Source organism: Micromonospora sp. NPDC002411, from assembly GCF_053592955.1.
Genome location: NZ_JBSFBM010000065.1, coordinates 1 through 23405, shown reverse-complemented (window position 1 = coordinate 23405; position 23405 = coordinate 1). Strand labels below are relative to the sequence as shown.

General features: G+C 69.2%; 25 protein-coding genes and 2 pseudogenes. 11 read left to right on the top strand and 16 right to left on the bottom strand.

Going from position 1 to position 23405, the window contains the following annotated elements; genetic code table 11:
• From ACWCO3_RS11010 to ACWCO3_RS10995, 4 genes are all read right to left on the bottom strand, one after another.
• On the bottom strand, positions 1-442 hold a 442-nt coding region (locus tag ACWCO3_RS11010), incomplete at its 3' end, for an ATP-binding cassette domain-containing protein (protein WP_450009642.1).
• A complete protein-coding gene (locus ACWCO3_RS11005; RefSeq protein WP_145780083.1) occupies positions 328-1239 on the bottom strand; it encodes a carbohydrate ABC transporter permease in 912 nt (303 codons plus the stop codon). The genes ACWCO3_RS11010 and ACWCO3_RS11005, both read right to left, overlap by 115 nt.
• Entirely contained in the window at positions 1239-2147 is a 909-nt protein-coding gene (locus ACWCO3_RS11000) for a carbohydrate ABC transporter permease (RefSeq protein WP_244311633.1), read from the bottom strand. The genes ACWCO3_RS11005 and ACWCO3_RS11000 overlap by 1 nt, the downstream gene beginning before the upstream one ends.
• A gap of 38 nt (positions 2148-2185) precedes the next feature.
• Positions 2186-3553: an extracellular solute-binding protein gene (locus ACWCO3_RS10995; protein WP_244311634.1), complete on the bottom strand. Its 1368-nt coding sequence runs from the start codon at positions 3551-3553 to the stop codon at positions 2186-2188.
• Between the two features lie 341 nt (positions 3554-3894).
• On the opposite strand from ACWCO3_RS10995, the gene ACWCO3_RS10990 reads away from it, so the two are divergent.
• The 3 genes from ACWCO3_RS10990 to ACWCO3_RS10980 all read left to right on the top strand — a co-directional run bounded on the left by ACWCO3_RS10990 (position 3895) and on the right by ACWCO3_RS10980 (position 6136).
• On the top strand, positions 3895-4638 hold the full coding sequence (locus ACWCO3_RS10990) for a GntR family transcriptional regulator (RefSeq protein WP_145780086.1): 744 nt from the start codon (positions 3895-3897) through the stop codon (positions 4636-4638).
• An 87-nt stretch (positions 4639-4725) separates the two neighbouring features.
• Positions 4726-5295: a DJ-1/PfpI family protein gene (locus ACWCO3_RS10985; RefSeq protein WP_145780087.1), complete on the top strand. Its 570-nt coding sequence runs from the start codon at positions 4726-4728 to the stop codon at positions 5293-5295.
• A 19-nt stretch (positions 5296-5314) separates the two neighbouring features.
• Positions 5315-6136: an alpha/beta fold hydrolase gene (locus ACWCO3_RS10980; protein ID WP_450009635.1), complete on the top strand. Its 822-nt coding sequence runs from the start codon at positions 5315-5317 to the stop codon at positions 6134-6136.
• A gap of 20 nt (positions 6137-6156) precedes the next feature.
• On the opposite strand, the gene ACWCO3_RS10975 is transcribed toward ACWCO3_RS10980, so the two are convergent.
• Complete coding sequence (locus tag ACWCO3_RS10975; RefSeq protein WP_450009633.1) at positions 6157-8043, bottom strand: prolyl oligopeptidase family serine peptidase; 1887 nt, start codon at positions 8041-8043, stop codon at positions 6157-6159.
• Between the two features lie 254 nt (positions 8044-8297).
• Between ACWCO3_RS10975 and ACWCO3_RS10970 the strand changes: the two genes are divergently transcribed.
• Entirely contained in the window at positions 8298-9110 is an 813-nt protein-coding gene (locus tag ACWCO3_RS10970) for a hypothetical protein (RefSeq protein ID WP_450009631.1), read from the top strand.
• 89 nt (positions 9111-9199) lie between these two features.
• Here ACWCO3_RS10970 and ACWCO3_RS10965 read toward each other — a convergent pair whose 3' ends face one another.
• Positions 9200-10444, bottom strand: a complete 1245-nt coding sequence (locus tag ACWCO3_RS10965; RefSeq protein ID WP_145780091.1) for a PP2C family protein-serine/threonine phosphatase — start codon at positions 10442-10444, stop codon at positions 9200-9202.
• A gap of 194 nt (positions 10445-10638) precedes the next feature.
• Here ACWCO3_RS10965 and ACWCO3_RS10960 point away from each other — a divergent pair, with 194 nt between their 5' ends.
• The 3 genes from ACWCO3_RS10960 to ACWCO3_RS10950 all read left to right on the top strand — a co-directional run bounded on the left by ACWCO3_RS10960 (position 10639) and on the right by ACWCO3_RS10950 (position 12895).
• On the top strand, positions 10639-11073 hold the full coding sequence (locus ACWCO3_RS10960; RefSeq protein ID WP_450009628.1) for an ATP-binding protein: 435 nt from the start codon (positions 10639-10641) through the stop codon (positions 11071-11073).
• A 77-nt stretch (positions 11074-11150) separates the two neighbouring features.
• On the top strand, positions 11151-12398 hold the full coding sequence (locus ACWCO3_RS10955; protein WP_145780093.1) for an FAD-dependent oxidoreductase: 1248 nt from the start codon (positions 11151-11153) through the stop codon (positions 12396-12398).
• A gap of 8 nt (positions 12399-12406) precedes the next feature.
• The gene (locus ACWCO3_RS10950; RefSeq protein WP_244311635.1) at positions 12407-12895 is read left to right on the top strand and encodes a MarR family transcriptional regulator; all 489 of its coding nucleotides are present in this window, start codon (positions 12407-12409) and stop codon (positions 12893-12895) included.
• A gap of 64 nt (positions 12896-12959) precedes the next feature.
• Here the strand turns inward: ACWCO3_RS10950 and ACWCO3_RS10945 are convergent, their stop codons facing one another.
• On the bottom strand, positions 12960-13364 hold the full coding sequence (locus ACWCO3_RS10945; RefSeq protein ID WP_450009625.1) for a hypothetical protein: 405 nt from the start codon (positions 13362-13364) through the stop codon (positions 12960-12962).
• Positions 13365-13589: 225 nt separating this feature from the next.
• Here ACWCO3_RS10945 and ACWCO3_RS10940 point away from each other — a divergent pair, with 225 nt between their 5' ends.
• Positions 13590-14579: a hypothetical protein gene (locus ACWCO3_RS10940; RefSeq protein WP_450009640.1), complete on the top strand. Its 990-nt coding sequence runs from the start codon at positions 13590-13592 to the stop codon at positions 14577-14579.
• On the opposite strand, the gene ACWCO3_RS10935 is transcribed toward ACWCO3_RS10940, so the two are convergent.
• Positions 14576-15070: a hypothetical protein gene (locus ACWCO3_RS10935; protein ID WP_450009623.1), complete on the bottom strand. Its 495-nt coding sequence runs from the start codon at positions 15068-15070 to the stop codon at positions 14576-14578. The two genes, ACWCO3_RS10940 and ACWCO3_RS10935, sit on opposite strands and share 4 nt — an antisense overlap.
• A gap of 329 nt (positions 15071-15399) precedes the next feature.
• Here ACWCO3_RS10935 and ACWCO3_RS10930 point away from each other — a divergent pair, with 329 nt between their 5' ends.
• Entirely contained in the window at positions 15400-16290 is an 891-nt protein-coding gene (locus tag ACWCO3_RS10930) for a hypothetical protein (protein WP_450009622.1), read from the top strand.
• Positions 16291-16313: 23 nt separating this feature from the next.
• Positions 16314-16868 (top strand): annotated as a pseudogene (locus ACWCO3_RS10925) (NADP-dependent phosphogluconate dehydrogenase); the annotation flags it as partial.
• Between the two features lie 141 nt (positions 16869-17009).
• Here the strand turns inward: ACWCO3_RS10925 and ACWCO3_RS10920 are convergent.
• The 5 genes from ACWCO3_RS10920 to recO all read right to left on the bottom strand — a co-directional run bounded on the left by ACWCO3_RS10920 (position 17010) and on the right by recO (position 20149).
• On the bottom strand, positions 17010-17771 hold the full coding sequence (locus tag ACWCO3_RS10920) for a pirin family protein (RefSeq protein ID WP_450009620.1): 762 nt from the start codon (positions 17769-17771) through the stop codon (positions 17010-17012).
• A complete protein-coding gene (locus ACWCO3_RS10915) occupies positions 17768-17995 on the bottom strand; it encodes a thioredoxin reductase (RefSeq protein WP_088988091.1) in 228 nt (75 codons plus the stop codon). Before ACWCO3_RS10915 ends, ACWCO3_RS10920 begins: the two co-directional genes overlap by 4 nt.
• 215 nt (positions 17996-18210) lie before the next feature.
• A complete protein-coding gene (locus tag ACWCO3_RS10910) occupies positions 18211-18396 on the bottom strand; it encodes a hypothetical protein (RefSeq protein WP_145779422.1) in 186 nt (61 codons plus the stop codon).
• Positions 18397-18462: 66 nt separating this feature from the next.
• Positions 18463-19278 carry an isoprenyl transferase gene (locus tag ACWCO3_RS10905; protein ID WP_145779421.1) on the bottom strand — a complete coding sequence of 272 codons (816 nt, stop codon included), beginning with the start codon at positions 19276-19278 and terminating at the stop codon, positions 18463-18465.
• Between the two features lie 4 nt (positions 19279-19282).
• The gene (gene recO, locus ACWCO3_RS10900; protein ID WP_145779420.1) at positions 19283-20149 is read right to left on the bottom strand and encodes a DNA repair protein RecO; all 867 of its coding nucleotides are present in this window, start codon (positions 20147-20149) and stop codon (positions 19283-19285) included.
• A gap of 102 nt (positions 20150-20251) precedes the next feature.
• On the opposite strand from recO, the gene ACWCO3_RS10895 reads away from it, so the two are divergent.
• Entirely contained in the window at positions 20252-21058 is an 807-nt protein-coding gene (locus tag ACWCO3_RS10895; RefSeq protein WP_357843680.1) for a DUF4097 family beta strand repeat-containing protein, read from the top strand.
• Here ACWCO3_RS10895 and ACWCO3_RS10890 read toward each other — a convergent pair.
• The 3 genes and pseudogenes from ACWCO3_RS10890 to ACWCO3_RS10880 all read right to left on the bottom strand — a co-directional run.
• Entirely contained in the window at positions 21045-22190 is a 1146-nt protein-coding gene (locus ACWCO3_RS10890) for an acyltransferase family protein (protein ID WP_423436984.1), read from the bottom strand. The genes ACWCO3_RS10895 and ACWCO3_RS10890 overlap by 14 nt on opposite strands.
• Positions 22191-22377: 187 nt before the next feature.
• Entirely contained in the window at positions 22378-23274 is an 897-nt protein-coding gene (gene era, locus ACWCO3_RS10885) for a GTPase Era (protein WP_145785487.1), read from the bottom strand.
• Positions 23275-23279: 5 nt separating this feature from the next.
• Positions 23280-23405: pseudogene (locus ACWCO3_RS10880) on the bottom strand (cytidine deaminase); the annotation flags it as partial.

Here is a 23405-nt window from a genome sequence, read left to right as displayed (position 1 = left end):
CTGCGGCGACACCGGTGACAGCGGCGGCGACCCGCCCGGCGGTGAGATCGACAAGGTCGCCTACATCACCGCGTTCGGTGCGGTGGGCCGCGACGTTGTCACGCTCGGCGGGCGGCAGGTCGTTGACCAGCGTGTCACCGATGCGGATGTCGCCGGTCGTCTGCCTCTCCAGGCCGGCGATGGCCCGCAGCGTGGTCGTCTTACCGCAACCCGAGGGGCCGAGCATCACGAACAGCTCGCCGTCCTTGATGGACAGGTCCACGTGGTCGACCGCGACGGTGCCGTCCGGGTAGCGCTTGTGTAGGCCGGTTACCTCGATGCCCGCCATCAGCGTCGCACCGCCCCGAGCGTCACACCGGCGATGAGGTGTTTGCGCACCAGGTACGCGAAGACGAGCACCGGTAGGGCAAACACCACCGAGGCGGCGGCCACGAGACCCCAGTCGGTGGTGGTGCCACCGATGAGGCCGGCGATGGCGGGTGGGGCTGTCTGCACACTGTCGCTGTTGGTGAGGAAGATGGCGAACACGAACTCGTTCCACGAGAAGATGAGTGCGAAGACCGCCGTCGCGGCGATGCCGGGCACGAGCAGGGGAAGCGTGAATTTTCGGAACGCCTGGAATCGGGTGTAGCCGTCGAGCATGGCGGCATCCTCGTACTCGGCGGGCACCTCGTCGACGAACCCCTTCATCATCCAGATCGTGAACGGGACGTTGAACGCGGTGTAGATGAGAATCAGGCCGATCTTGGTGTCGGTGAGATCGACTTCCCGGTACATGAGGAAGATCGGAATCACGACCACGACGGGCGGCATGAAGCGGGTGGACAGGATGAAGAACAGTTGGTCCTTCTTGGCCTTCACGGCAAGGCGTGAGTAGGCCCAGGCCGCCGGAACCCCCAGCACGGTGGCCAGCACCGTGGAGACCCCGGCGACCAGGACGGAGTTGAGGAACGAGACGGACACGGGCTGGCGCCCGTTGTCGGAGGCGACGAACACGTCCCGGTAGTGGTCCAGGGTGACCTTGAAGTCGAAGAACTTCGCCGGAATGGCGTAGACATCCCGGCTGTCCTTGATGGACGTCTCGATCATCCACAGCACCGGGAAGAGCATCACGACGGCCAACGCGGTCAGCAGCGCGACCTCCAGCACGGAGCGACCCCGGCCGCTGCGGCGGCGAGCGGAAGGCGTGTGATCCGGGGCAGGACCTGTGGACACGGCCTCGTCGACGGAGACGGCCATCAGCCCTCCTTGAGCTTGTTCAGGTAGCGCAGGTACAACTGCGAGAGGACGATGACGACGAGGACCATGAGGATTCCGTACGCCGAGGCGGTTCCGGTGTTGAAGCCCAGGAACGCGACCTTGTAGACGTGGAACGACAACGTCTCGGTAGAGACGCCCGGGCCTCCGTTGGTGAGGATGTAGACGAGGTCGAACAGCCGGAAGGCTTCGATGCCCCGGAACATCACGGCGATGAGCAGCAGCGGCCACACCAGCGGAAGGGTGATGGTGCGGAACCGGAACCACTCGGACGCCCGGTCGATCGAGGCGGCCTCGTACAGGTACTTCGGCACCGCACTGAGGCCCGCGAGTGCGATGAGCATGATGAACGGCGTCCACTGCCAGGTGTCGACCACGATCAGGGAGACCAGTGCCGTCCGCTGCTGGGTGAGCCACTCCACCTGCCCCAGACCCAGCGAGCCGAGCATGCTGTTGACCACGCCGAACTGCGCGTCGAGCATGAATCGCCAGAACAGCCCGACCACGACCGGCGACAGCATCATCGGGATGAGGAACACGGTGGTCAGCAGTCCTCGCCCGTGCGTACGTCGTGAGATCAGGTAGGCGATGGTGAAGCCGAGCACGGTCTGCAGACCGACAGCGCCGACCACGTAGATCAACGTCGTCAGGGCTCTCTGGTGGACCTGCGCCGACGTCAGGATGGCGGTGTAGTTCCCGAACCCGATGAAGTTGGCGGGCCCTCCGCGGGTGGCGGAGTAGTCGGTGAAAGACAGATACAACGCCCACAGCAGCGGAAACACCGACATGCCGAGCAACAGCAGGAGCGCGGGGGAGACGAAGGCAACGGCGAGCCAGCGGTCACTCAGCCGGCGGGACCGACCCGGTGCGGGTGACGTCGCAGACGCCACCCGCCCGAGGTCGTCGGTCTTGACAGGTGCGGGGCCACTCACAGTCCGCCGCCGCCCTTACGGCTGCTCGAGTCGAGCACGCGCTGCTGCTCCTTGGCGATGTCGTCGAGCGCGTCCTTCGGCTTCTTCGCGCCGTTGAGAGCCGCGTTGACGTTCGTGTTCTCGATGTCGACGAGGCGTGCGTACTCGGGCACGTTCCACATGTCCCGCATCCGCGGAACCGAGTCGGCGTACACCTTGTTGAACGGCCCGGCGTTGAGGAACTCGGGTGACTGGATCGCGTCCGTACGCGATGGCACGCCACCAGCCGCGGCCCACTTCTTCTGGATGTCAGCCCGCTCGAACCACTTCATGAAGTTCAGGGCCTCTGCCTGGTTCGCCGCGGCGGAGTAGGCCGACACGTGCATCCCCATACCGCCGAGGGGGACCAGGTTCGTCTTCTGGCTCGGCAGGGTGGCAAAACCCAGCTTGTCGAGAATCTGCTCCCGTGTGGTGCCGAGCGTCGACTGCTTCGGATCGAGCAGGCCGCCGCTCGCGGCGATCCAGTTGAACGCGATGCACGCCTTGCCCTGCGCGACGGCAGCGTTCACCTCGTCGATGAACCAGTTGCCGGAGCCCTTGGCGGTCAGCGGCTTCATCTTGTTGACCAGGACGTCCATCGCCTCCTGGCCCGCGGCATCATTGAGGACGCCGTCGATCTTGCGGGCCTTGGAGTCCCAGAGGTTGCCGCCGTAGACGCCGTTGACCGTGTTGTAGGTGACGGCCGCGGCGTCGGAGCCGTTGGCCTGGTGGAACGCCAGTCCGCTGACCCCGGGGTTCTCCGCCTGGCACTTACCGGCGACTGAGATCATCTCGTCCCAGGTCTGCGGTGGCTTGTCGCCGATCAGGTCCTTGCGGTAGATCATCGTCCAGGTGTCGCCGAGCAGCGGCAGTCCGTACAGGCTGGCACTCTCGTCGCGCTTGCCGGTCTCTGCCTGGGGGAACTGGCCGTAGGCCGCCAGGAGGTACGGATCGTAGGCGTTGACTTCGATGTTGTTCTTGACGAAGTCGGTGAGGTCGAGGATGTTGCCGTTCGTCACCGCCTCGCCGATGTGCTGCGAGTCCAGGATCGCGATGTCGAAGTCGGTCTTGCGCGCGGCGAACTGGGTGAACATCGCGTCGTGCCAGTTCGCGTTCGGCACGGTGTTGACCTTGATGGTCGCGTTCGGCCGCTCCTTCTTGTACTCCGCGTTCGCAAAGGCTTCCAGTGCTTGCGCGGGGGGCCATTCGAACCAGATGAAGCTGAGGGTCAGCGGGTCCTTGGTGAGCTCCGGGATGGTCGCCGGTGCCTTCGGGGCGCTCGCCTTCGCGTCGCCGTCGTCCTTGCCATCGCCGCAAGCCGCCATGGTCGTGGCCACCAGCAGCATGGCCGCCGTCGCCAGCTGTACCTTCCGACCGGGACCGGCTGTCCGTCCTGTTCGCTTCAAACGCCGCATATTCCTGCCTGCTTTCTGGGTTCGGACTTCTAGGGCCTCGCTAGGTGCTTCGCCGAGCAGGTGCTGGGTTGTTCAAGCGTGTTACCGGGCTGTCGCGGGGGCGATCCGCGGGGCCGGCGTCACGGGTGCCGTGACGTACCGGGTATTCATGGCACCGAGAAGATCTTCGGTCCAGGTTTCCTATACGATCGAGTTGGGGGCGTCAGCATGTCGCAGCGTTGTGACTGATGTCAACAGGTTCTCGAACACGCAAGAAAGGGCCTCACGTCACGATGGACGACGAAGCGATTACCGCGCGGGGCCGCAGGGCCGCGACGGGCGGGACGCCGGCGGGGAGAGCTGGCGGCCGGCTCGCCGACGAGGTGTACGACACGCTGCTCGGACAGCTGATGTCGCTACGGATCGAGCCTGGCTCCCGAGTCACGATCGACGTCCTGGCCCGAGAGCTGGGGGTCTCGCAGACGCCCATCCGAGACGCCCTGAACCGCATGGAAGCCGAGGGCCTGGTGGTGCGTGTGCCCCATGCCGGCTACCGGATCCCCCCGCAGATCACCCGTCACCGCTTCGAGGACATGCTCGAGGTCCGCCTGCTTCTCGAACCGGCAGCGGCTCGCAGGTCCGCCGAACGCGCATCCTCCGAGCAGGTGGCTGGTCTGCGACGAATGCTGGAGGAGATGGCGGAGCTGGAGGGGGGCAACGGGCCGACGGCCTACGGCGCCTTCGGGCTGCGCGACGCCGCCTTTCACGACCTCGTCGCCCTGAGCGCGGAGAACCAGGTCATCCGTGAAGCGCTCGCTCGCCTGCACAGCCACGTGCACCTCTTCCGGCTCCACCACGACACCCAGGTCACCCACCTGGCCATGGCCGAGCACGAGGATGTCGTGGCCGCGATCGCCGCGCGTGACCCCGACGCCGCCGCCTACGCGATGCGTCGGCACATCCTGCGATCGGGTGATCGTTTCCGCCGATTGTTCGACGAAGTCAACGATGCGAATGGAATGGCGGTGGAGGCTTGACGGGCGAGCGGGGTCGGGCGATGCTAACGCGATCGGATCAGATCGGATTGGATCCACACCACCCGTCCCAAACGCGAGGAGAAGCAGGTGCCCAGAGCGCTGCTCCTGACCGGCGACGCCGCCGAGGAACTCGACACCATGTATCCCTACTACCGCGTGCAGGAGGGCGGCTGGGACGTCGACGTCTCGTCACGGACGATGCGTGACGTGCAACTGGTCATCCACGAGTTCGACCCCAACTCCGACGCCTATGTGGAGAAGGACGGCCGGAAGCTGCCGGTCGACGTGCCCTGGGCCGACGTCGACGTCGAGCGCTACGACGCCCTCATCATCCCCGGGGGACGTGCACCCGAGTGGATCCGGGTCGACGCCGACGTCAGGCGCATCACCGAGCACTTCTTCGCGCGCAACCTCCCCATCGCGCTGGTGTGCCACGGCGCGCAGGTGCCAGCGGTGTACGGACTGCTGAAGGGTCGGAAGACCGCGTGCTTCCCCCCGATCACCGGTGACATGGAGAACGCGGGCGCGACCGTCATCGACGCCCCCGACGTCGTCGACGGCAACCTCGTCTCCTGCCGGGGATGGCCCGACATGCCGCAGTTCGGCCGGGCGATGATGGATGTCTTCTCGAAGTCCGTCAGCCCCGCATCGGCATGAACGCAGCTGGTCCGCCCCGGTGACGACACTTCGGACCGTCACGGTCGACGGTTCACCCGTCCACGTCCTGGAGGGCGGCACCGGCCCCGCAGTGCTGATGCTGCACGGCTCCGGACCCGGCACGACCGGGTCCGGAGCCTGGGCAACGACAGCGCAGGCACTGGGCGCGACCTGGCACCTGGTGGCTCCGGACCAGGCGGGGTTCGGCCGCACACCTGTCCCGGCGGGCTCCCGGGGCGGGCTCCGGCTGTGGACGGAGCAGGCCGCCGGCCTGATGGACGCTCTCGGTATCGAGCGCTACGCCGTGGTGGGTCACTCCATGGGCGGCGCCGTGGCGCTGGCGTTGGCGGCCGCGCGCCCCCAGCAGGTCACCCGTGTCGTGGCGGTCTCGACGATGGGCGCCCCAGGGGCGCCGCTGTCCGCCGAGCTCGATGCGATCTGGGGCGCCCCCGCCGGCCCGCTCGGCGCACGGGACATGCTGAGTCGCCTCGTCCTCGACCAGGCGCTCGTGACCGACGCGGCCGTCGATGCCCGGGCAGCTGCGATGCGAGCGGGGGCAGCCGCATACGCGTCGTTGTTCCCTCCGCCCAGGGCACGATGGAACGACGACCTCACCCTCTCGGTGCAGACGCTGGCAGCGGTGAGCGCACCCGTACTGCTCGTTCACGGCGCGGAGGATCGAGTCACCCCGCTCGCAACGACAGCCCAGCCCCTGCTCGAACACCTGGCCGACGTCCGTCTGCACGTGCTCGACCGATGCGGGCATGTGCCGGCGACCGAGCACCCGCACGAGTTCAGGCAACTGCTGTCGCGCTTCCTCAGCCAGGACCGAGGCCAGTGATAGTTGTGGCCCGGGCGGCTTCAGGTGCCGAGGTGCTCGATGAGGAACTCGCCGGCATCCGCGAAGGCCCTCGCCTGGTTGTCGCGGCGGAGCAGACCGTGGCCTTCGTCAGGAAAGACCTCGTAGCGAACCTCGACGCCACGGGACCGAAGTCGCTCGACGATCTGATCGCTCTCGTGCCGTGGTACGCGGGGATCGTTGGCACCCTGGATGACCATCAAGGGCGCCTCGATCCGGTCGGCGTGTGTTACCGGCGAGCGCGCCGTCAGTCGATCCGCGTCGGCTTCCGGGTCGCCGATCACGGCGGCCACCAACGAGCGCCACGTCGGCGGCGAGGCTTTGGCCAAGGTGACCAGGTTGCTCGGTCCGTAGAGATCGACACCGGCGGCCCAGTTCAACTCCGACAGCCGGCTCAGACACGACAACACGGCGAAGCCCCCGTAGGAGGCGCCCATGACACCGATGCGATTCGGGTCGATCCACTCCTGTGCCCGCAGATAGGCGACCGCATCGGCGAGGTCGGTCAGATCACCGCCGCCCCAGTCGCGGTTGACGAGGTCGGAGTAGGTACGGCCGTAACCAAGAGAACCCCGCACGTTGGGAGCGAAGACGCCGATCCCATGGGCCAGGAGGTACTGGTAGAAGCCGTCATGCATATAGACGGGCAACTCCTGCCAGGCCGGACCGCCGTGGATCGAGATCAGGACACCTGCTGGCCCCGGTCCTTCGGGACGGTAGAGGTAACCGGGGATCTGGCGGCCGTCCCGCGCCGGATAACGGATCAACGTCGGGTCGCGGAAGGTGGCAGGGTCGGCCGTCACCGGCTGAGCGTTGCTCAGCCACCTGAGCTCTCCGCTCTCAAGATCAATCAGGAGGATGTTCCACGGTCGGGTCGCCGTGGAGAGCCGCAGCACGACGAAGCGCCCGTCGCCGGCCACGGTGAGGCCGGTTGCCGCGCCGGGGGGCAACTCCGGCATGCGGATGTCGGCACCGGTGACGAGGTCGCGTCCGCGCAGTCGGGAGAAGCCGTCGACGTTGACGTTCCAGACCAGGACCCGGCCGTCGTCCGACAGAGCGACCTCCTCCACGTCCCAGTCGGGAGTGTCCAGCCAGGTGAGGGCGCCGGAGTCCGCATCCATGACCGCGAGTCCGGTGAACTCCCGACCGACATTCGACAGGACCAGGAAACCGCTGCCGTCCTTCAGCCACGGCCCCAACCAGTAGGTCGCCACATCGTCGTGCGGCGTCAACGAGCGCGGTTCGGCACCGTCGAGAGTTATGAGATGCACCAGGTGGTCGCTGTTGGTGGTCCGCCATTCGGCGACGGTTAGCCGGGACCCGTCAGGGGACCAGTGCCCGGGGCAGGCCCTGCCGCCGCCGGCGTACACCCGGCGTACCTCATCGGTCGACAGGTCGAGCACCAGCACATCCTGGTCGGCCGGGTCCCGGTCGTTACCGCAGTAGGCGATGGACCGGCCGTCGGGGGAGAACGGTCCGCCAAGGGCGGCCGAATACTGCACGTCCGGCGCATCGGTGAGGGGCACCGGGTTACCGCCGGCAGCGTCGATCCGATGGAGCTGCGTGTTCTCGTCCCCGCTGTCGTCGGCGAGGAACAACAGCCACTCACCGCCGGGATGCCATGCCACCCGGCGGACTGTCGTGTCGGTGCCGGCGGTAAGGCGACGCGTGTCGCCGGTCGACAGTGTCTGTGTGACGAGATTGAATTGGCCGTCGGCGTCATCCACGTAGGCGATCGAGTCACCATCGGGAGCGATGGCCAGTGTCGGCAGAAATCTCAGGCCTGACTGGAAGTCGCGGTATCCGGGCACACAGGGGATCCTAGACAGTCGATGCGCTGTGTCGACCATGTCGTTGACGGCGGCCGGCTCGCCGAGATGCCGCGCCAATCGAGTGCGGCCTGGTCGGTCGACGGGACCGGCGGGTACCGGCACCCTGGTGAGAGCCCTGGGGTCGCATCGCTCCTACCCCGCTCTGTGCTGCCTGCGGCCGGTGACGCCACGCAGAGCCAGATAGGCGGCTCCCGCGGCCAGCACCCAGGGCGTGGCGACGATAATCGGGTCGAGCAGATGATGTACGCGGTCCACGCGCTTGTCATGGCGGCGCGACGAGAGCCCGTTTCGGCTTGTCGGCGGTGTAGGCCATGGCAGGCTCCCGCCGGCATGACGTTCTGCGTCGCCTGGCCCGGTCGGTACGTGCCGAGGTGCGGGTGGTGGCGTTGACCGGGCTGGTCCGGGTCGGTCAGGACAGTGGCGTCGCCGCGTACCTGGACGATGACGCTCCGTTGGTTCGGGCGGTGGCCCGGGACACGGCCCGCCGTCTCGGCATCGACGCCCGGGAGCATTACCGGACCGCCACCGGTGCCGCTGAACCGGCACTGGGTGCGATCGCCGGGCTTGCCGAGACCGGCTCGGCATCGGATGCCCTGCTGCTGCTGCTGCTGCGGCTGCTGACCCACTCGCGCGCCAGGATTCGTGCGCAGGCGGTACGAAGTCTGCGGCTGCTCGAGGCGATTGTCGCGCCGGAGGTGCTGCCGCTGTTACGGGACTCGTCGCCAGCGGTGGTCCGAGAGGTGACCACCGCGCTGCGGCCCGTCGCGGGTACCCTGCCGCCGAGCCTTCTGTGGCAGCTGCTCGGCGACGCCCGGGTGGAGTTGCGCCGGTCCGGCTACCGCCTTCTGCGTGGCCGCAGCGTCGATGTCCAGTTGCGCGCTGCCCTGATTCTCACCCACGACAGGGACCCTCGCCTGGCCGAACGTGGTAAGGCCGACGTGACCCGCCTCGCCCGGGACGGCGCGCGAACCACGTGGCGCCGCACTCCACCGCCCGAGCTGTCGGTCACCGCCGTCCAGCATGGCGAGCTCACCGCGATGGCGGCACGAGCGGCGGCGGCAATCGGCGAGGTCACCAACCGGATGCTCACCACCTGGCTGGCGGATGCCCGCCCCGGCCCATGAGTGCGGCGCCGGCGTTCACTGGCGCGTGACCTCCGGGCTCGACCAGGTGGTCGCACCCGAACGGTCAGGTCGATCCGTCTCTAGGTAGTTCACCGGTCGACTGCCGGCGGCGCTTCGTCGGTTGGTGATGCACGGCGGATGACCAGCAGAGCGATGTCGTCATCGGGGTGCTCCGGCGCGGTGGTGGTCATGATGTGGTCGCACAGTGCCTCGGCCGGCTCGGACCGCACGGCGGCGGCGAGGCGTTCGATGCCGGTGTCGATCAGTTCAGTGCGGCGTTCGATGAGCCCGTCGGTGTAGAAGACGAGCGCCGCGCCGGGCGGTAGGTCGAGAACTGTGGTGCGGCGACTGATCATCGGGCGGCCCACACCGAGTGGCCGGTCCACAGTCACGTTGACGAGCTGGGCGGGCTGGCCGGGGGCAACCAGGAGCGGCGGCAGGTGACCTGCGCAGGAGAGGTGGACCGTCGTACGGTCGGGTGCGATGAGCGCGTAGACGGCGGTGGTCAGGGTGCCGGCCTCGAAGTGGTGAATCTTGCGGTCGAGGGAGGTCAGCGCCTCGGCGGGGTCGTCGGCGTCGAGCGCGTAGGCGCGTAGCGCGCTGCGGATGCGCCCCATGACGACGGCGGATGGCAGCCCGTGGCCGGAGACGTCGCCGATGACGGCGCCCAGCCAGCCCGAGGGCAACACGAACACGTCGTACCAGTCGCCGCCGATGCCCAGGTCGTGACCGGGTGCGTACCGGGCGGCCAGGTCCAGACCGGGAATGTCGGGTAGCTGGGCGGGCAGGAGGCTGCGTTGCAGGGCAAGCGCAGCCTGCCTGTCGAGGACCTGCGCTCGGGCCTGGCCTGCCGAGCTGGCACGATCGGCGACGAGTTGCAGCAGCCGCACATCGTCGGGACCGAACCGCCGCAGGGTCAACGAGCCGACGTGCAACACGCCGACGAGGTTTCCGTTGTAGATCATGGGCACGCCCAGCAGGGCGCGTACACCCTTGGTGAGCAGGATGGGATTGACCACGTCGTCAGGCGTGACGTCGTAGATCGTGACCGGCGCACGTGTCGCCGCCACCCGGCCGGCGAAGCCGCGCCCGACCCGGACGCGGAAGCCCCGGCGTACCTCCTCCTCCAGCCCTTTCGCCGCCGTCGCGACGAGTTCGCCGCTGTGGCCTTCCAGCAGCAGGATGGTGGCGGTATCGACAGTGAGCAGGTCCCGGACCCGTTCGAGGAGCTCGTCGAGCAATTCGGCGATGTCCAGCCCCGACAACGCGGCGTCGGTGATCGCCTCGATGCGGCGCAGCCGCTCCTCGTTCGTCACCATCTCGGCACCACTCACCCAGGCAGCCTAGACGCCGGCACGTCGCCGACGGCGCGCCAGGAAGGAGATCGACAGTGTCGCGTCCTCAACGTGGGGTACGTTCCCATGTCACATTGATGCCTTCGTCGTCCGGTGAACCCTTCACGGGGGGCGCACTCTGACGCGCGACCAGCAGGTCGCCGGAGTTCACGTCCGGACAGAGAGGGGGAGCGGTGGCGGTCCCACCTCGCGACCATCATGCGCCGACCGCTGGGAGGCCCCTCTTCTCGACGTCGTTCGCCCTCACGGACCTCGCCCGCGTTCGCAACGAGGTCGAGACCGTCAGTCGGCGGTGTGGCCTCGACCAGGACGAGATCGAGGACTGGGTGACAGCGGTCAACGAATTGTTGATCAACGTGATTCGGCACGGGGGCGGCAAGGGTGCCATCCGCCTGCTCCTCGACGGCCAACTCACCTGTGAAGTGACCGACCAGGGGCCGGGGTTCGATGCCGCTCACTACGTTGCGCGCGTCGAGCGACCGCCTCTGTCCGGCACCGGAGGAATGGGCCTGTGGGTCGTCGGGCAGATGACCGACTACCTGTTTGTCGGCAGCGGACCCCACGGCACCACCATCCGCATCGCGGTACGCACCCGCGACGACGGCTAGCCCGCTGCCCATTCCCCGCCTTGACGGACGGAGGCGGGCGGTCTTGCCCAAATCATCTTAGTCATTAAGATAAATGCATGGGCACATCGACTGACTTCACGGTGGCAATCGCCGGCGCCGGCCTCTCCGGCCTCTGCCTCGCCCAGTACCTGATGCGCGCCGGCATCGACGTGCACGTCTACGAGCGGGACCCGGGCCCCTTCGTCCGGCGGCAGGGCTACCGGATCATCCTCGACCGGTACGGGCTGGAGGCGCTGCGCGAGAGCCTGCCTCGCCAGCTGTACAACCTGGCGCTGACCACCGGCGACGAGCCCGGCGGGCACCTACGCTTCACCGACAGCCGGCTGCGGGACGCGTTCACCATCACCTTCAAGGACGAGCCACACGCGACCCGCCAGGTCGACCGGCTGACCCTGCGGTCGATCCTGCAGTCCGGGCTGAACGGGCGCATCCACTACGGCAAGGACGCCGTCGCGGTGGAGAGCGGCGGCCCGGCAGGGCTGCGGCTGCGGTTCTCCGACGGCGGGGCCGCCGCGGCAACCGTCGTCGTGGGCGCTGACGGCGTCGGCTCGGCACTGCGCGCGCAGCTCATGCCGGACGCGGACCCGACGAACACCCCGATGGCGGGCATCTACGGTCGGTCGCCCCTGCTGCGGAACGGCGAGAGCGTCATCCCGGACGCGCTGCGTACCAGTGGGGTCCTAGCCATCGCCGACCGACCAGGCCGCGCCTTCTTCTTCACCTCCATGCGGTTCGGCGAGAGCCCGCCGGAGGCGTTCGCGCGCCTGGCCCCGGGCAGCTATGCGCCCACCGGCTACGACTACGTCATGTGGGGACTGCTGCTCCGGCAGGAGGAGGTGCCCCTCGGTGTACGAGGGGACCTGCTGGCGTTGTGGAGACTGGCCTCCCGGATGAGTGCGGACTTCCACCCGGTCATCCGGCGGCTGGTCGGCACGGCCGAGCTGGACGCCACGGTGCTCAACCTCTTCGCCACCGGCCGGCGCCCGCGCCGGTGGGCGGTGCCCCGGGCGACGATGATGGGTGACGCCGTGCACGTCATGCCGCCGTTCGGCGCTCATGGCGGCAACACGGCACTCCGCGACGCCGCCCTGCTCGGCCGCAGGCTGGTCCAGGCTCGGACGAGCGGCACGCCGGTGGAGGAGGCGATCGCCGGCTATCAGGACGAGATGGTGCCCTACGCCTTCCGCGCCGTCGACACCGCCGCCGGGCTGATGCGCCGCCTGACCGGGGGTGCAACAGCACCGCACTGGGTGCTGACCCGGCTGTTACCTCGGCTGCACCGGGTCACCGTGCCGGAGGCATGATTGCGGGCATGCCCCACGAGCTGGCCCGTGCGTCCGCGATCGCCGACCTCATGCGCGCCGGGCGGGAGACGTCGCGGCTGTCCATGGTGTTCCGGTACGCCATCGCCGAGCGGCTGGGCCTCACCGTGAGCGACCTGGAATGCCTGGACTACCTGGCGGACGCCGGATCAGCCACCGCCGGGCAGGTCGCCGAACGGACCAACCTCACCACCGGGGCGGTGACCAGCATGCTCCGCCGGCTCCAGCAGGCGGGCTACGTGACGGCCGAGCGCGATCCGGCGGACCGGCGGCGGGTGATCGTCACCCTGCGGCCGGAGCGGATCGCCGAGTTGAAGCGACCGTACGAGCCGTTCGCCGAGCGGGCGGAGCGGCTCATCGAGGGCTACAGCGTCGAGGAGGTCACGCTGCTCGTCCGCCACAATGAGCGCCTACAGGCGATGTACCTCGCCGAGTTGGACCGCCTCCGCGGCGGCGACACCGCACAGCGGTCTGCCTGAGGGGTGCTGAACCGGGCCTGACACTGCGCTGATGAGGCGTGTGGGGTTCTGGCCCGAGCGCTCGCTAACGGTTACGTCGGCGCGCGGAGCGGCCACCGTAGAGATGGACACGGTGGTCGACAACGCGGTCCGGTTCGCCGCGCAGGAACCGATCGCCAGCAGCATCGCCGTTGCTGACATGGACCACCCAGTCCTCGTAGTACCAGCTGGGGTCGCACGCGCAGTCGGTGAACCGGAGCCGGAAATTGGCCTCGTACCGGCCAACCTGCCCGTCGGCGAGGGTGAACAGGCGGGTCGATACTCCCGCGCGGGGAAACGCCGCCCTGCCGGGCAGACGCTCGACGGTCACCGCCGAGCCCTCGAAGGCGAGCCACAGACCCAGGCTGCGGGCCATGCTCACGCCACCGGTCAGCACGTCGGTGCGGAGCGAGTAGTTGTCGGCCTCGTCAGCCAGGACGTCGTGAACCACGACATCGCCTGTCGGCGGCGGCGCGGGAAGCATCACCGGGCGGTTGAGCCCCCGGCGGGCGTTGGCATGGTGAGCACCGCGGCTGGACGCGCTCCATCGCACACGTACCCGCTGGATGACGATCACCCCCAGACCATGGCCTACGGCCACAGTCCGCGCCAGCCGATATCTGCTCGTGCGGGATCAAGAGAAACCGTGGTGCGGTCCTTTCGAGGGCTGTGGATGATGGCTGGCGTGAGTGAGGATGGCGGCGGGTCTGCGGAGCAGCGACTGTACGACGTTGTGGCACGGTGGGACGCCGAGACCGGGCGCGGCTCGGAGGATCTGATCCAGGCTGCCTGCCAAGCGTTGGTCGACGGGCTGGACTCTCCGACGTTGCGCGAACTCGCCGGTGCTTCGGTGAACGACTCTTCCTGGGATATCCGCGAACTTGTCACCACATCGCTTCAGGAGCTGAAGATCCCATTCCCGAGCACTGTTCCTCCCGGTTTCGCCCTTGTACCAGGTGGGGGAGTCGCCCGCCGGGCCGGAGTCGACTCTCTCCATCTGGAGGTGTCGCCGACGCCCCGCGCAGGCGGCGATTTCCACGTGCAGGTCTACGTCAACGGCACGGAGATGACAGCTGCCGGAGCAGGCCTCGGGATGGACCCGTACGAGGTCCTGGTTCCGACCAATCGTCTGGTGGCCGTCTCCCAGCCACGCACCGTTCCGATCGCGCGCTGCGATTGCGGTGTGTATGGCTGTGGATCCACAGACGTCACCATCACGCGTGACGGTGACCGGGTCCACTGGGACTGGTCGATCGAGGTGCCCATGATGCGGGGCGTCTCCTTCGCCGCCGCCGAGTACGACGCGGAGGTCGCACGGGTGGCCGCAGATCATTCGTGGGAAACGCCCGAGAGGTCGGCCGGACGACGTGTCCTGACCGACATGGACCGGGAACGGTTGCTCACCTACAACCTCCGACCCAGCTGGGTCGCCAACGATTACCGCGATCAGGAGCTGTTCCGGGTCGCCCTCGAGTTCAACGGCGACTACCAGGTGTTCGTCGACACCCCGTGGCGTGGCCGCAGCCCCGAGGAGTTGGCGGGCGAGGTGTGCGCCACCTTGGCGCGTCCTCCCAGCGCCTGGCACGCCACCTGGCACGCCATGATTCCGTCGCTGACCATACCGCCGGAGATCGCAGGACCGTCTTGGCGACGCGCGCGGCCCTAGCCTGGGTCCTCGCCCGAAGGCGGAGCCTGGGTAGGCGGTATCGGAGACAGGTCCTGGTGGGCTCCGGTGAATCCGGCTGTCTGCTCCCGCGCAAGGTTCGGGTATGCGTCGGCCTCCCGTCGGGCGGCGGCCAGGAGCCTCTCGGATTCGAGCCGCGCGTCTTCGACGATGGTGCTGGCCTGTTCCTCGGCGAGCCTGAGGATCTGTTCCACGTGGGGGCCGAGGTGGGCGAAGGTTGATCGCTGCCGGATGCGGGGTCGTCGCTCCACGGCCGTGGCCGCACCGTCGTCGGGCATCTCAGATTCCTCCTCGTCGTCGATCCCGCCGTCTCCGACGAGATCGGACTCCCTCCTGCCCAGCAGGAAGAGCGCAACCCCGAGCGCGGCGATAGCGATACCAGACCAGGCTGCGGCCGGTCCGAGGGACGGACCGGCGGCGGCGCCGACGCCGAGTCCGACAAGAAGGGCGGCTGTCTTGGCTGGTTTGCGCACGAGTCCCCCTCGTGTGGTGCCGGCCTGGGCTTCCGGCTCCAGCATGGCTGACAACCCCAAACGTCGGGTACGGCAGGCCAGCCGGTCGACCGACGCATGGGCTTCGCCGAGGTGTGCGCCTACCACGGGCTCACCCGTCCGCAGCGGTCCTCCCGGCAAGGACATATGACTCTCCGGAGACGGCCACACACGCGCGGCGAGTGCCGCGTCGGCCTGCGGGCGGCGGCTGGAAATTCGTGTCGAAAGACGGTAACCAAACTGGCCGGCCAACCCGTCAGGTAGGAGACGGGTTGCCACGCAGGGCACCCGGCCGAGGAGGGGTACGGGACATGGGTGACGTCCGTGGACGTTTCAGGGACGATCTGGCCCAGCACCCCGCCCCACCGTTGGGTGACCTGATCGAGCGGTCAGTGGCGCAGGGCCGCCGACTGCGCCGCCGGCGCCGCCTGGCGCAGTTCGGCGCTGGCGGATCGGCGATGGTGATGCTGGTAGTGATCGGTCTGGCCGTCGGGCCGCTCGGTGTCGGTGCGGATGGCGCCAGTCAGACCGGCGGGATGAACGTGGGTTCGCTGGGTGGGGTGGTCGACTCGGCCACGCCGTCTCCGCCCGGGGTGCCAGACGACGCCCCGGGCGGGTTCGTGGACGGCAGGGGAGGAAATCCGGCAGGAGCGCCACATCTGTCCGTGTCGCCGACCCCCTCGACCAGGGTCATCGACACCGTGCGGATCGGGGCGGGGCCGGCCGGTGAGCTGCTGACCACCACACCGGAGGGCGCGCTGGAACTGTTGACCCGGCTTCTGCCTCAAGGGAAGACCAGCGGGTACGCGAGCCTTCAGAGCAGCGGCGCAGGTGCCGGCATGCCGTACATCCAGATCCACCTCGACCGAGGCGAAGGGCCGGGCATGCTGCGGCTCTCCATCTACCAGGACCGCCTCGGTGACAACCCGGCACCGGGCACGGTGGAGCTGACCGAGATTCCCGACAACTGCGTGCAGAACAAGATGGTCACGGTCTACCACCGCGATGGCCTCCAGATCGATCTGATGATCTCCACCTGCCTGTTCTGGGAGGGCAAGGGCACCTCGCCGGCACCGCCCGCCCTGTCCGTGGACGAGGCGATCGAGATCGCCGCCAACCCAAACTGGGGGACGAGACTGCCGGCCGATCTCGTCAGAAGCGGCGCCAAGAGGTTCGCGTCACTGGCCCGGTCGAATGGCTGACGAGGACTTCGTGGAGTTCGCGCAGGCGGCAGCGCGAGGCGGCCCGCCGGGCATTCCCCGACGCGGGTGAGAAGTGGCAGGTCACCGACCGGGAGGCGTTCGTCGAGGACGTCCGTCGGGCGCTGCTCGCTTCCAAGATCGTCGCGTACGCGCAGGGCTTCGACCACATCCGGGCCGGCAGCCAGGAGTACGACTGGGACATCGACCTCGGCGGCACGGCGACGATCTGGCGGGGCGGCTGCATCATCCGGGCACGCTTCCTCGACCGCATCCGCGAGGCGTACGACCAGCAGCCCGACCTGCCGACGCTGCTGGTCGCACCGTACTTCGCCGACGCCGTCGCGGCCGGTGTGCCGAGTTGGCGACGGGTGGTGGGCGACGCGACCCGGGCCGGTGTGCCGACGCCCGCGTTCTCGTCGTCGCTGGCGTACTTCGACGCGCTGCGCGCCGAGCGGCTGCCCGCCGCGCTGATCCAGGGCCTGCGGGACAACTTCGGCGCGCACACCTACCAGCGGGTGGACCGGGACGGCTCGTTCCACACCACCTGGGCCGCCGACCGCACCGAGTCCCCCGCGTAACAAACCCACGGCCCACGGCCCACGGCCGTGCTCGATCCCTGATGTAGTGGCCTCCCGATGAAGGGAGGCCACTACATCCATGTTCGAGCACGATCATGAAAGACGGCGCAGCAGGGCGAACGGCGGATGCGCGGCCGCCCGTCAGTTGATCGTCGCGTGCATTTCCCAGACGAGGATCTCGGCCGGTTCGTCGGCGGTGACCCGTCGGCCGCCGGTCATGGTCAGCCGGGCCGCGTCGCCGGTGCCGAGTGGCCCGCTGCCCTCCAGGGTGACGGTGCCGTCGGGCACGTAAAGGTGCACGAAGGGCGCGTCGGGGATGGTGACCTCGTCGCCGGGGGCGAGTCGGGCGGCGTGCAGCGTCGCGTACCGGTTGCGGATCCGGATCGCCGACGCACCGTCGTAGCGGTCCATCCCGGAGGCGATCGGCACCAGGCCGCCGCGGAGCAGCTCGTCCTCGATCTCCAACTGCTCGTAGCCTGGGTCGACGCCCTGCTCGTCGGGGAGCACCCACATCTGCACGAAGTGCACCGGATCGCTGTGCGGCTCCTGGTTGTTGAGCCGCCAGGCGTCGTTCTTCTCGGAGTGCAGGATGCCGGTGCCGGCGCTCATCCGCTGCGCCAGCCCCGGATAGATCACCCCGGAGTGCCCGGTGGAGTCCTGGTGCACCAGGGAGCCACGGAGCACCCAGGTGACGATTTCCATGTCCTCGTGCGGGTGGGTCTCGAAGCCGGCGCCCGGTCGGACCACGTCGTCGTTGTTGACCAGCAGCAGACCGTGGTGGGTGTTGGCCGGGTCGTAGTGCCGGGAGAACGAGAACGAGTGCTTCGAGTCCAGCCAGGAGATCCGGGTGGCGAAGCGGTCGTCGGCGCGACGGATGTCTACTGCGGGGGCCGGTGCGGTCACCAGGCACGCTGCCCGGCGTCGGGGGTCGACGGCGCCCAGGTCAGGGCCGGTTCTCCGGTGGCCAGTTCGGCGATCTCGCCGGTCCGGAGTTGCGGTGTGTGGCCGAACTCGGCGCAGTGCTGCTCGGCGATCTCGGCACAGATGTCGGCCACCTGCTCGCAGATGGGGTCACCCAGATCGGCCGCGTTCAACGCCATGATCATCTTGAACCGGAGATCCCTCATGCGCACTCCAACCGCCGTCGGCCCGCCCTCTCCGGACCCTACCCGCCGCCAATCCCCAGCACCCGGCGAAATCCACCCACCCACCCTCCCACCCACCGCCCCCTCCCCCACCCCACGACGATCCTCAACGCCTGGGCGCGCCGATCATGGGGCGGTGGAGCTGGCGTGGCACGGCACCGCCCGCAGGATCGCGGGCGGCGCCGGGGGGATCGGGATCAGAAGAAACGGCGGCGCTTGGCCTTCTCGGGGCGGATCAGGTCGGCGCCCTTGGTCAGGAGCCGGGTCGCTCCGGAGGGACCACGGCGGGCCTCCAGGGTGTGGCTGAGTCGACGGGCACCGGCAGCCGCGAGTGGCACAGCGACCGCCATCACCGCCCACTGGGCAATGCGCTTCTGGATCATGTGGGTTCACCTCCGTCAGTGGCTTCTGACGTCTCTGATACCCAGAGTGACGTGCGGGTAAGCGTCTCAGCTCAGAACGGGGGCGACCGGGTTGGGCAGCGCCCCGCCGAAGCGGCGGTCCCGCTGCGCGAACAGCTCGCACGCGTACCAGAGGTGGCGGCGGTCGAAGTCCGGCCAGAGCGTGTCCAGGAAGACCAACTCGGCGTACGCGGTCTGCCAGAGCAGGAAGTTGGAGATCCGCTCCTCCCCGGAGGGGCGCAGGAACAGGTCCACCTCCGGGATCTCCGGGTGGTAGAGGTACTTCGCGACGGTCTTCTCGGTGACCTTCGCCGGGTCCAGTCGACCGGCCGCCACGTCCCGGGCGATCGCTGCGGCGGCGTCGCCGATCTCGGCCTGCCCGCCGTAGTTCACGCAGAACTGCAGGGTCAGCGTCGAGTTGCCCTGGGACATCTCCTCGGCGGTCTGCAACTCGGAGATGACGCTCTTCCACAACCGCCCGGGTCGGCCCGACCAGACCACCCGGACGCCGAGGTCGACCAACTGGTCGCGGCGACGACGGATGACGTCCCGGTTGAACCCCATCAGGAACCGGACCTCGTCCGGCGAGCGCCGCCAGTTCTCGGTGGAGAACGCGTACGCCGACAGGTACGGGATGCCCATCTCGATGGCGCCCTCGATGGTGTCGAAGAGGCTGTGCTCCCCCGCCTCGTGCCCCTTGGTGCGGGGCAGCCCGCGGTCCTTGGCCCACCGACCGTTGCCGTCCATCACCACCGCCACGTGCTTCGGCACCGCCCCGGCGGGCAGCGCTGGCGGCCGGGCGCCGGACGGGTGTGGGGTCGGCGGCGTCGGCTCGCGCCGGCTGGCCTTCTTCGATCGGATCACTCGGTCACTCCCTGTTCGCGCCGTCCGCCCCGGCCTCGACGTCGCCACGTGGCCGGAGCACCACGGCCCCGGCGCCTTCCGGCGGCGAGGCCGCGCCGGCCGCCGAGGGACCCCGGTCGACCAGCGGCAGCGAGCGTAGCGCGCGTTCCAGGTGCCACTGCAGGTGAGCCGCGACCAGCCCGCTGCACTCCCGGCGTACCCCGGTGTCGGTGGCGTCGGCGAGCACCCAGTCGCCGGTGGTCAGCGCGGACATCAGGTCGATGGTGGCCGGCGCGGGGTGGGCCGCGCCGGGTGGTCGACAGTCGGGGCAGACCGCGCCGCCGGCCGGCACGGAGAACGCCCGGTGCCGACCCGGGGTGCCACAGACCGCGCAGGCGATCAGCGCCGGCGCCCAACCGGCGAGGGCCATCCCCCGCAGCAGGTACGCGTCGAGCACCAGAGTGGTGGCGTGCTCGCCCCGGGACAGCGCCTTCAGCGCGCCCAGGGTGAGCTGGAACAGCCGTAGCGACGGCTCCCGCTCCACCGGGGTCAACCGTTCGGCGGTCTCGGCGATCGCGCTGGCCGCCGTGTAGCGCGGATAGTCCCCCAGGAACCGTTTGCCGTACAGGTCGATGCCCTCGACCTGGCTGACGGTGTGCAGCGCGCTGCCGTGGTTGCCCTTCGGATCGCCGGCGAGCTGGAGGTCGACGTGGCCGAACGGTTCCAGCCGGGCGCCGAACTTGCTCATGGTGCGGCGGACCCCTCGGGCCACCGCGCGCAGCCGGCCATGTCGGCGGGTGAGCAGGGTGATGATCCGGTCGGACTCGCCGAGTTTCTGCACACGCAGCACCACCGCGTCGTCGCGGTAGAGCTGTCGGCGATACCCGGCCATCGGGTCATTCTCCCTCGGGGTGTGAAATCAGGGTTGGTTCGGGGTGGATGCGCGGAGTAACCCCGATGCGCGCGGCTCTCCACCGGTCGTAGCGTGCTGGTCATGGCAATGCAACCGACCACTGGCGGTCTCCGTCGTCGCGCCACCGCCCCCGTCGCCCTGGGGCTGGCAACCACTCTCATCGTGCTTGCCGGGTGTGACAACCTGGCCATGCGTCGGCTCGATTACGACGACACCGAGCCGGTGCAGATCACCAGCATCCGGGTGCTGCCGGGTTCCGGCGACGTGGTCGTCCGGGGCACCGGCACGGCGGCGGAGGCGCGGATCAAGCGGGTGGTGCGCTACCAGGGTGGCGAGCCCCAGGCCCGGTACGAGATCAAGGGCAGCGAGCTGGTGCTGGACACCGACTGTGGCGACCGGTGCAGCGTCTCCTACGAGGTGACAGTGCCGGAGGGCGTGGCCCTTCAGGGCGAGTCCGGTTCCGGCGACGTCGAGCTGACCAAGGTCGGCGCGGTGGAGCTCCGCTTGGGTTCGGGCGATGTGCGGGTCGTCGACGCGAGCGGCAAGGTCGAGGTGGAGACCGGCTCCGGCAACATCGACGTGAGCGAGGTCAGCGGGGCCGTCCGCCTGCGCGCCGGGTCCGGTGACATCACCGCCCGGCGGCTCGGTGGCACGACGGATGCCGAGGCCGGCTCCGGCAATGTCACAGTCGAGCTGGACAAACCGGCTGCGGCGCGGGCGCACGCATCCAGCGGCGACGTGATGTTGCTGGTGCCGCCGGGCAGCTACCGGGTGCGCTCCGGCGCGGGCTCCGGTGACGCGCGGGTCACCGTCGCCGACGACCCGGCCGCGTCCCTGGTGCTCGACGGTTCGGCCGGCAGCGGAAACGTGACGATCAGCCAGCGTTGACGTCGACGGCGGCCGGCGTCCCGGGCGACCGCGGAGCCGGCACCACGGCCGGGTCGAGGACCCGGGCGCGCGGCTCCGCACCGGACCGGGCGCGGGGCTCGGCACCGTCGGGGTCGGCCGCCTCGACCGGCCGCCTCGGGCCACCGGGGATCAACTCCGGGCGGCGACGGGCGGCGACGTCCTCGACCCAGCCGACGGCGAGGGTGACCAACCCGACCAGCGCGAAGACCAGCAACACCCGGATGGCCAACCCCAGCGGATCCTGGTGGGACCAACCCACCACGTCGACCAGCGGAGTGAGCGCCACCACGAACGGCATGTGCCAGAGATAGACTGTGAGCGCCCTCCGATTGACCACTGTCACCGCCCGGTCGGCCAGCTGGCTTCGGCTCAGCCACGCCACGCCGGAGGGAGCCCGACCCAGGACGATCAGGATGAACGCGGCCGACCAGAGGGCGTTGCCCAGGTGGTTGTCGTTCAGGTCGTACCCGCGTGGCCCGGGATGCCCGACGATCCAGGCGCCGCCGCCCACCGCGAGGGTGAGCGCCACCGGGTACAGCACCCGGCCGGAGAGCCGGCGCAGCATCCCGGCGTGGTGGGCGAAGCCCAGCATCCACGCCCCGAAGTACAGCCCGAACTCGCGCAGCACCGGTGGCGCCGGGTAGATCCCCGCCTCGATCGCCACCAGGAGGAGGTACGGGGCGAGCAGGGTGGGCAGCGGGGCACGCCGGAAGAGCCAGAACGCGACAGGTGAGGCGAGCACGAACCACAGGTAGTCGCGTAGGTACCAGATGATGCTCAGGGCCAGGGCGCCCCAGTCGTTGGCCGGTGGGTCGGCGATCGGGAACAGCCACAGCAGCACCCGAGGGCTCACCGGCAACCCGCTGAGCAGCATGGCCGGTACGAAGACCGCCGCGAGCACCCACAGCGACGGCAGCAGCCGACGCAGTCGACGCCCGACCGCCGCCGGCCCGGAGCGGGTGAGCGACGCGGCCATCAACGAACCGGCCAGCGCGAACATCACCGACATGGCAGGGAAGACGAGGGTGAGGGTCGCCCACCCTGTGACGTGGTAGACGACCACTCGGACGATGGCCAGGAAACGGAGCAGATCGAGGTACCTGTTGCGCATCAGCCTGCATCTCGGTCGGGGACGCTTGGCGTAGTTCCCCTACCCTGCGCGGTGCCCGCGCGAAACGGACAGCACCCCCGACCAAACGTGAATCTTTCCACCCAGCTGACCGAAGAAGATCATGGGGTACGACGACAGCCGTACCCGCGCCGGCCGGCCCGATCGGCCGGCCGGCCGGTGTGGTGGCTCAGAAACCCAGCTTGCGCAGCTGCTTCGGGTCGCGCTGCCAGTCCTTTGCGACGCGTACGTGCAGGTCGAGATAGACCCGGCTGCCCAGCAGTTCCTCGATCTGCTTGCGGGCGGTCGTGCCGACCTCCTTGAGCCGGCTCGCCTTGTGGCCGAGCACGATGGCCTTCTGGCTGGGCCGCTCCACGTACAGGTCGGCGTAGATCTTCATGACCTGACCCTCGGGGATCATCTCCTCGACGACCACGGCGATGGAGTGCGGCAACTCGTCACGGACCCCCTCCAGGGCGGCCTCCCGGATCAGCTCCGCGACGAGAACCTGCTCGGGGTCGTCGGTCAGCATGTCGTCCGGGTAGAGCTGCGGCGACGGCGGCAGGTATTTGGTCATCACGTCGACCAGAGTGTCCACCTGGTGCCCGGCCACCGCGCTCACCGGCACGATCTCGGCGAACTCCCCCAGCTGGCTCACCGCGAGCAACTGCTCCGCCAGGCGACGCTTGTCGACCAGGTCGGTCTTGGTGACCACCGCCAGGACCGTCGCCTTCAACTCGGCCAGCTCGCCGGTGATGAACCGGTCGCCGCGCCCGACGGGCTCGTCCGCCGGGATGCACAGGCCGATCACGTCGACCTCCGTCCAGGTGGACCGGACCAGGTCGTTGAGGCGCTCGCCGAGCAGCGTCCGAGGGCGGTGCAGGCCCGGGGTGTCGACCAGGACCAGCTGCGACTCCGGGCGGTGCAGCACGGCCCGGATGACGTGCCGGGTGGTCTGCGGCTTGTTCGAGGTGATCGCGATCTTGGTGCCGACGATGGCGTTGGTCAGCGTCGACTTGCCCGCGTTGGGCCGACCGACGAAACAGCCGAAACCGGCCCGGTACGGCCGCGCCTGCGGGTCCTGCACGGGGCTCACTGGGTCACCGTGCCGAGGACCGTGCCGTCGGGAGCGGCAACGTGGATCGGGGCGTCGGCCGCGAGGTCGCGCACCGCCGCGTGACCGGCGCCGTCCAGCGTCGACGCCTCGGTCACCACCAC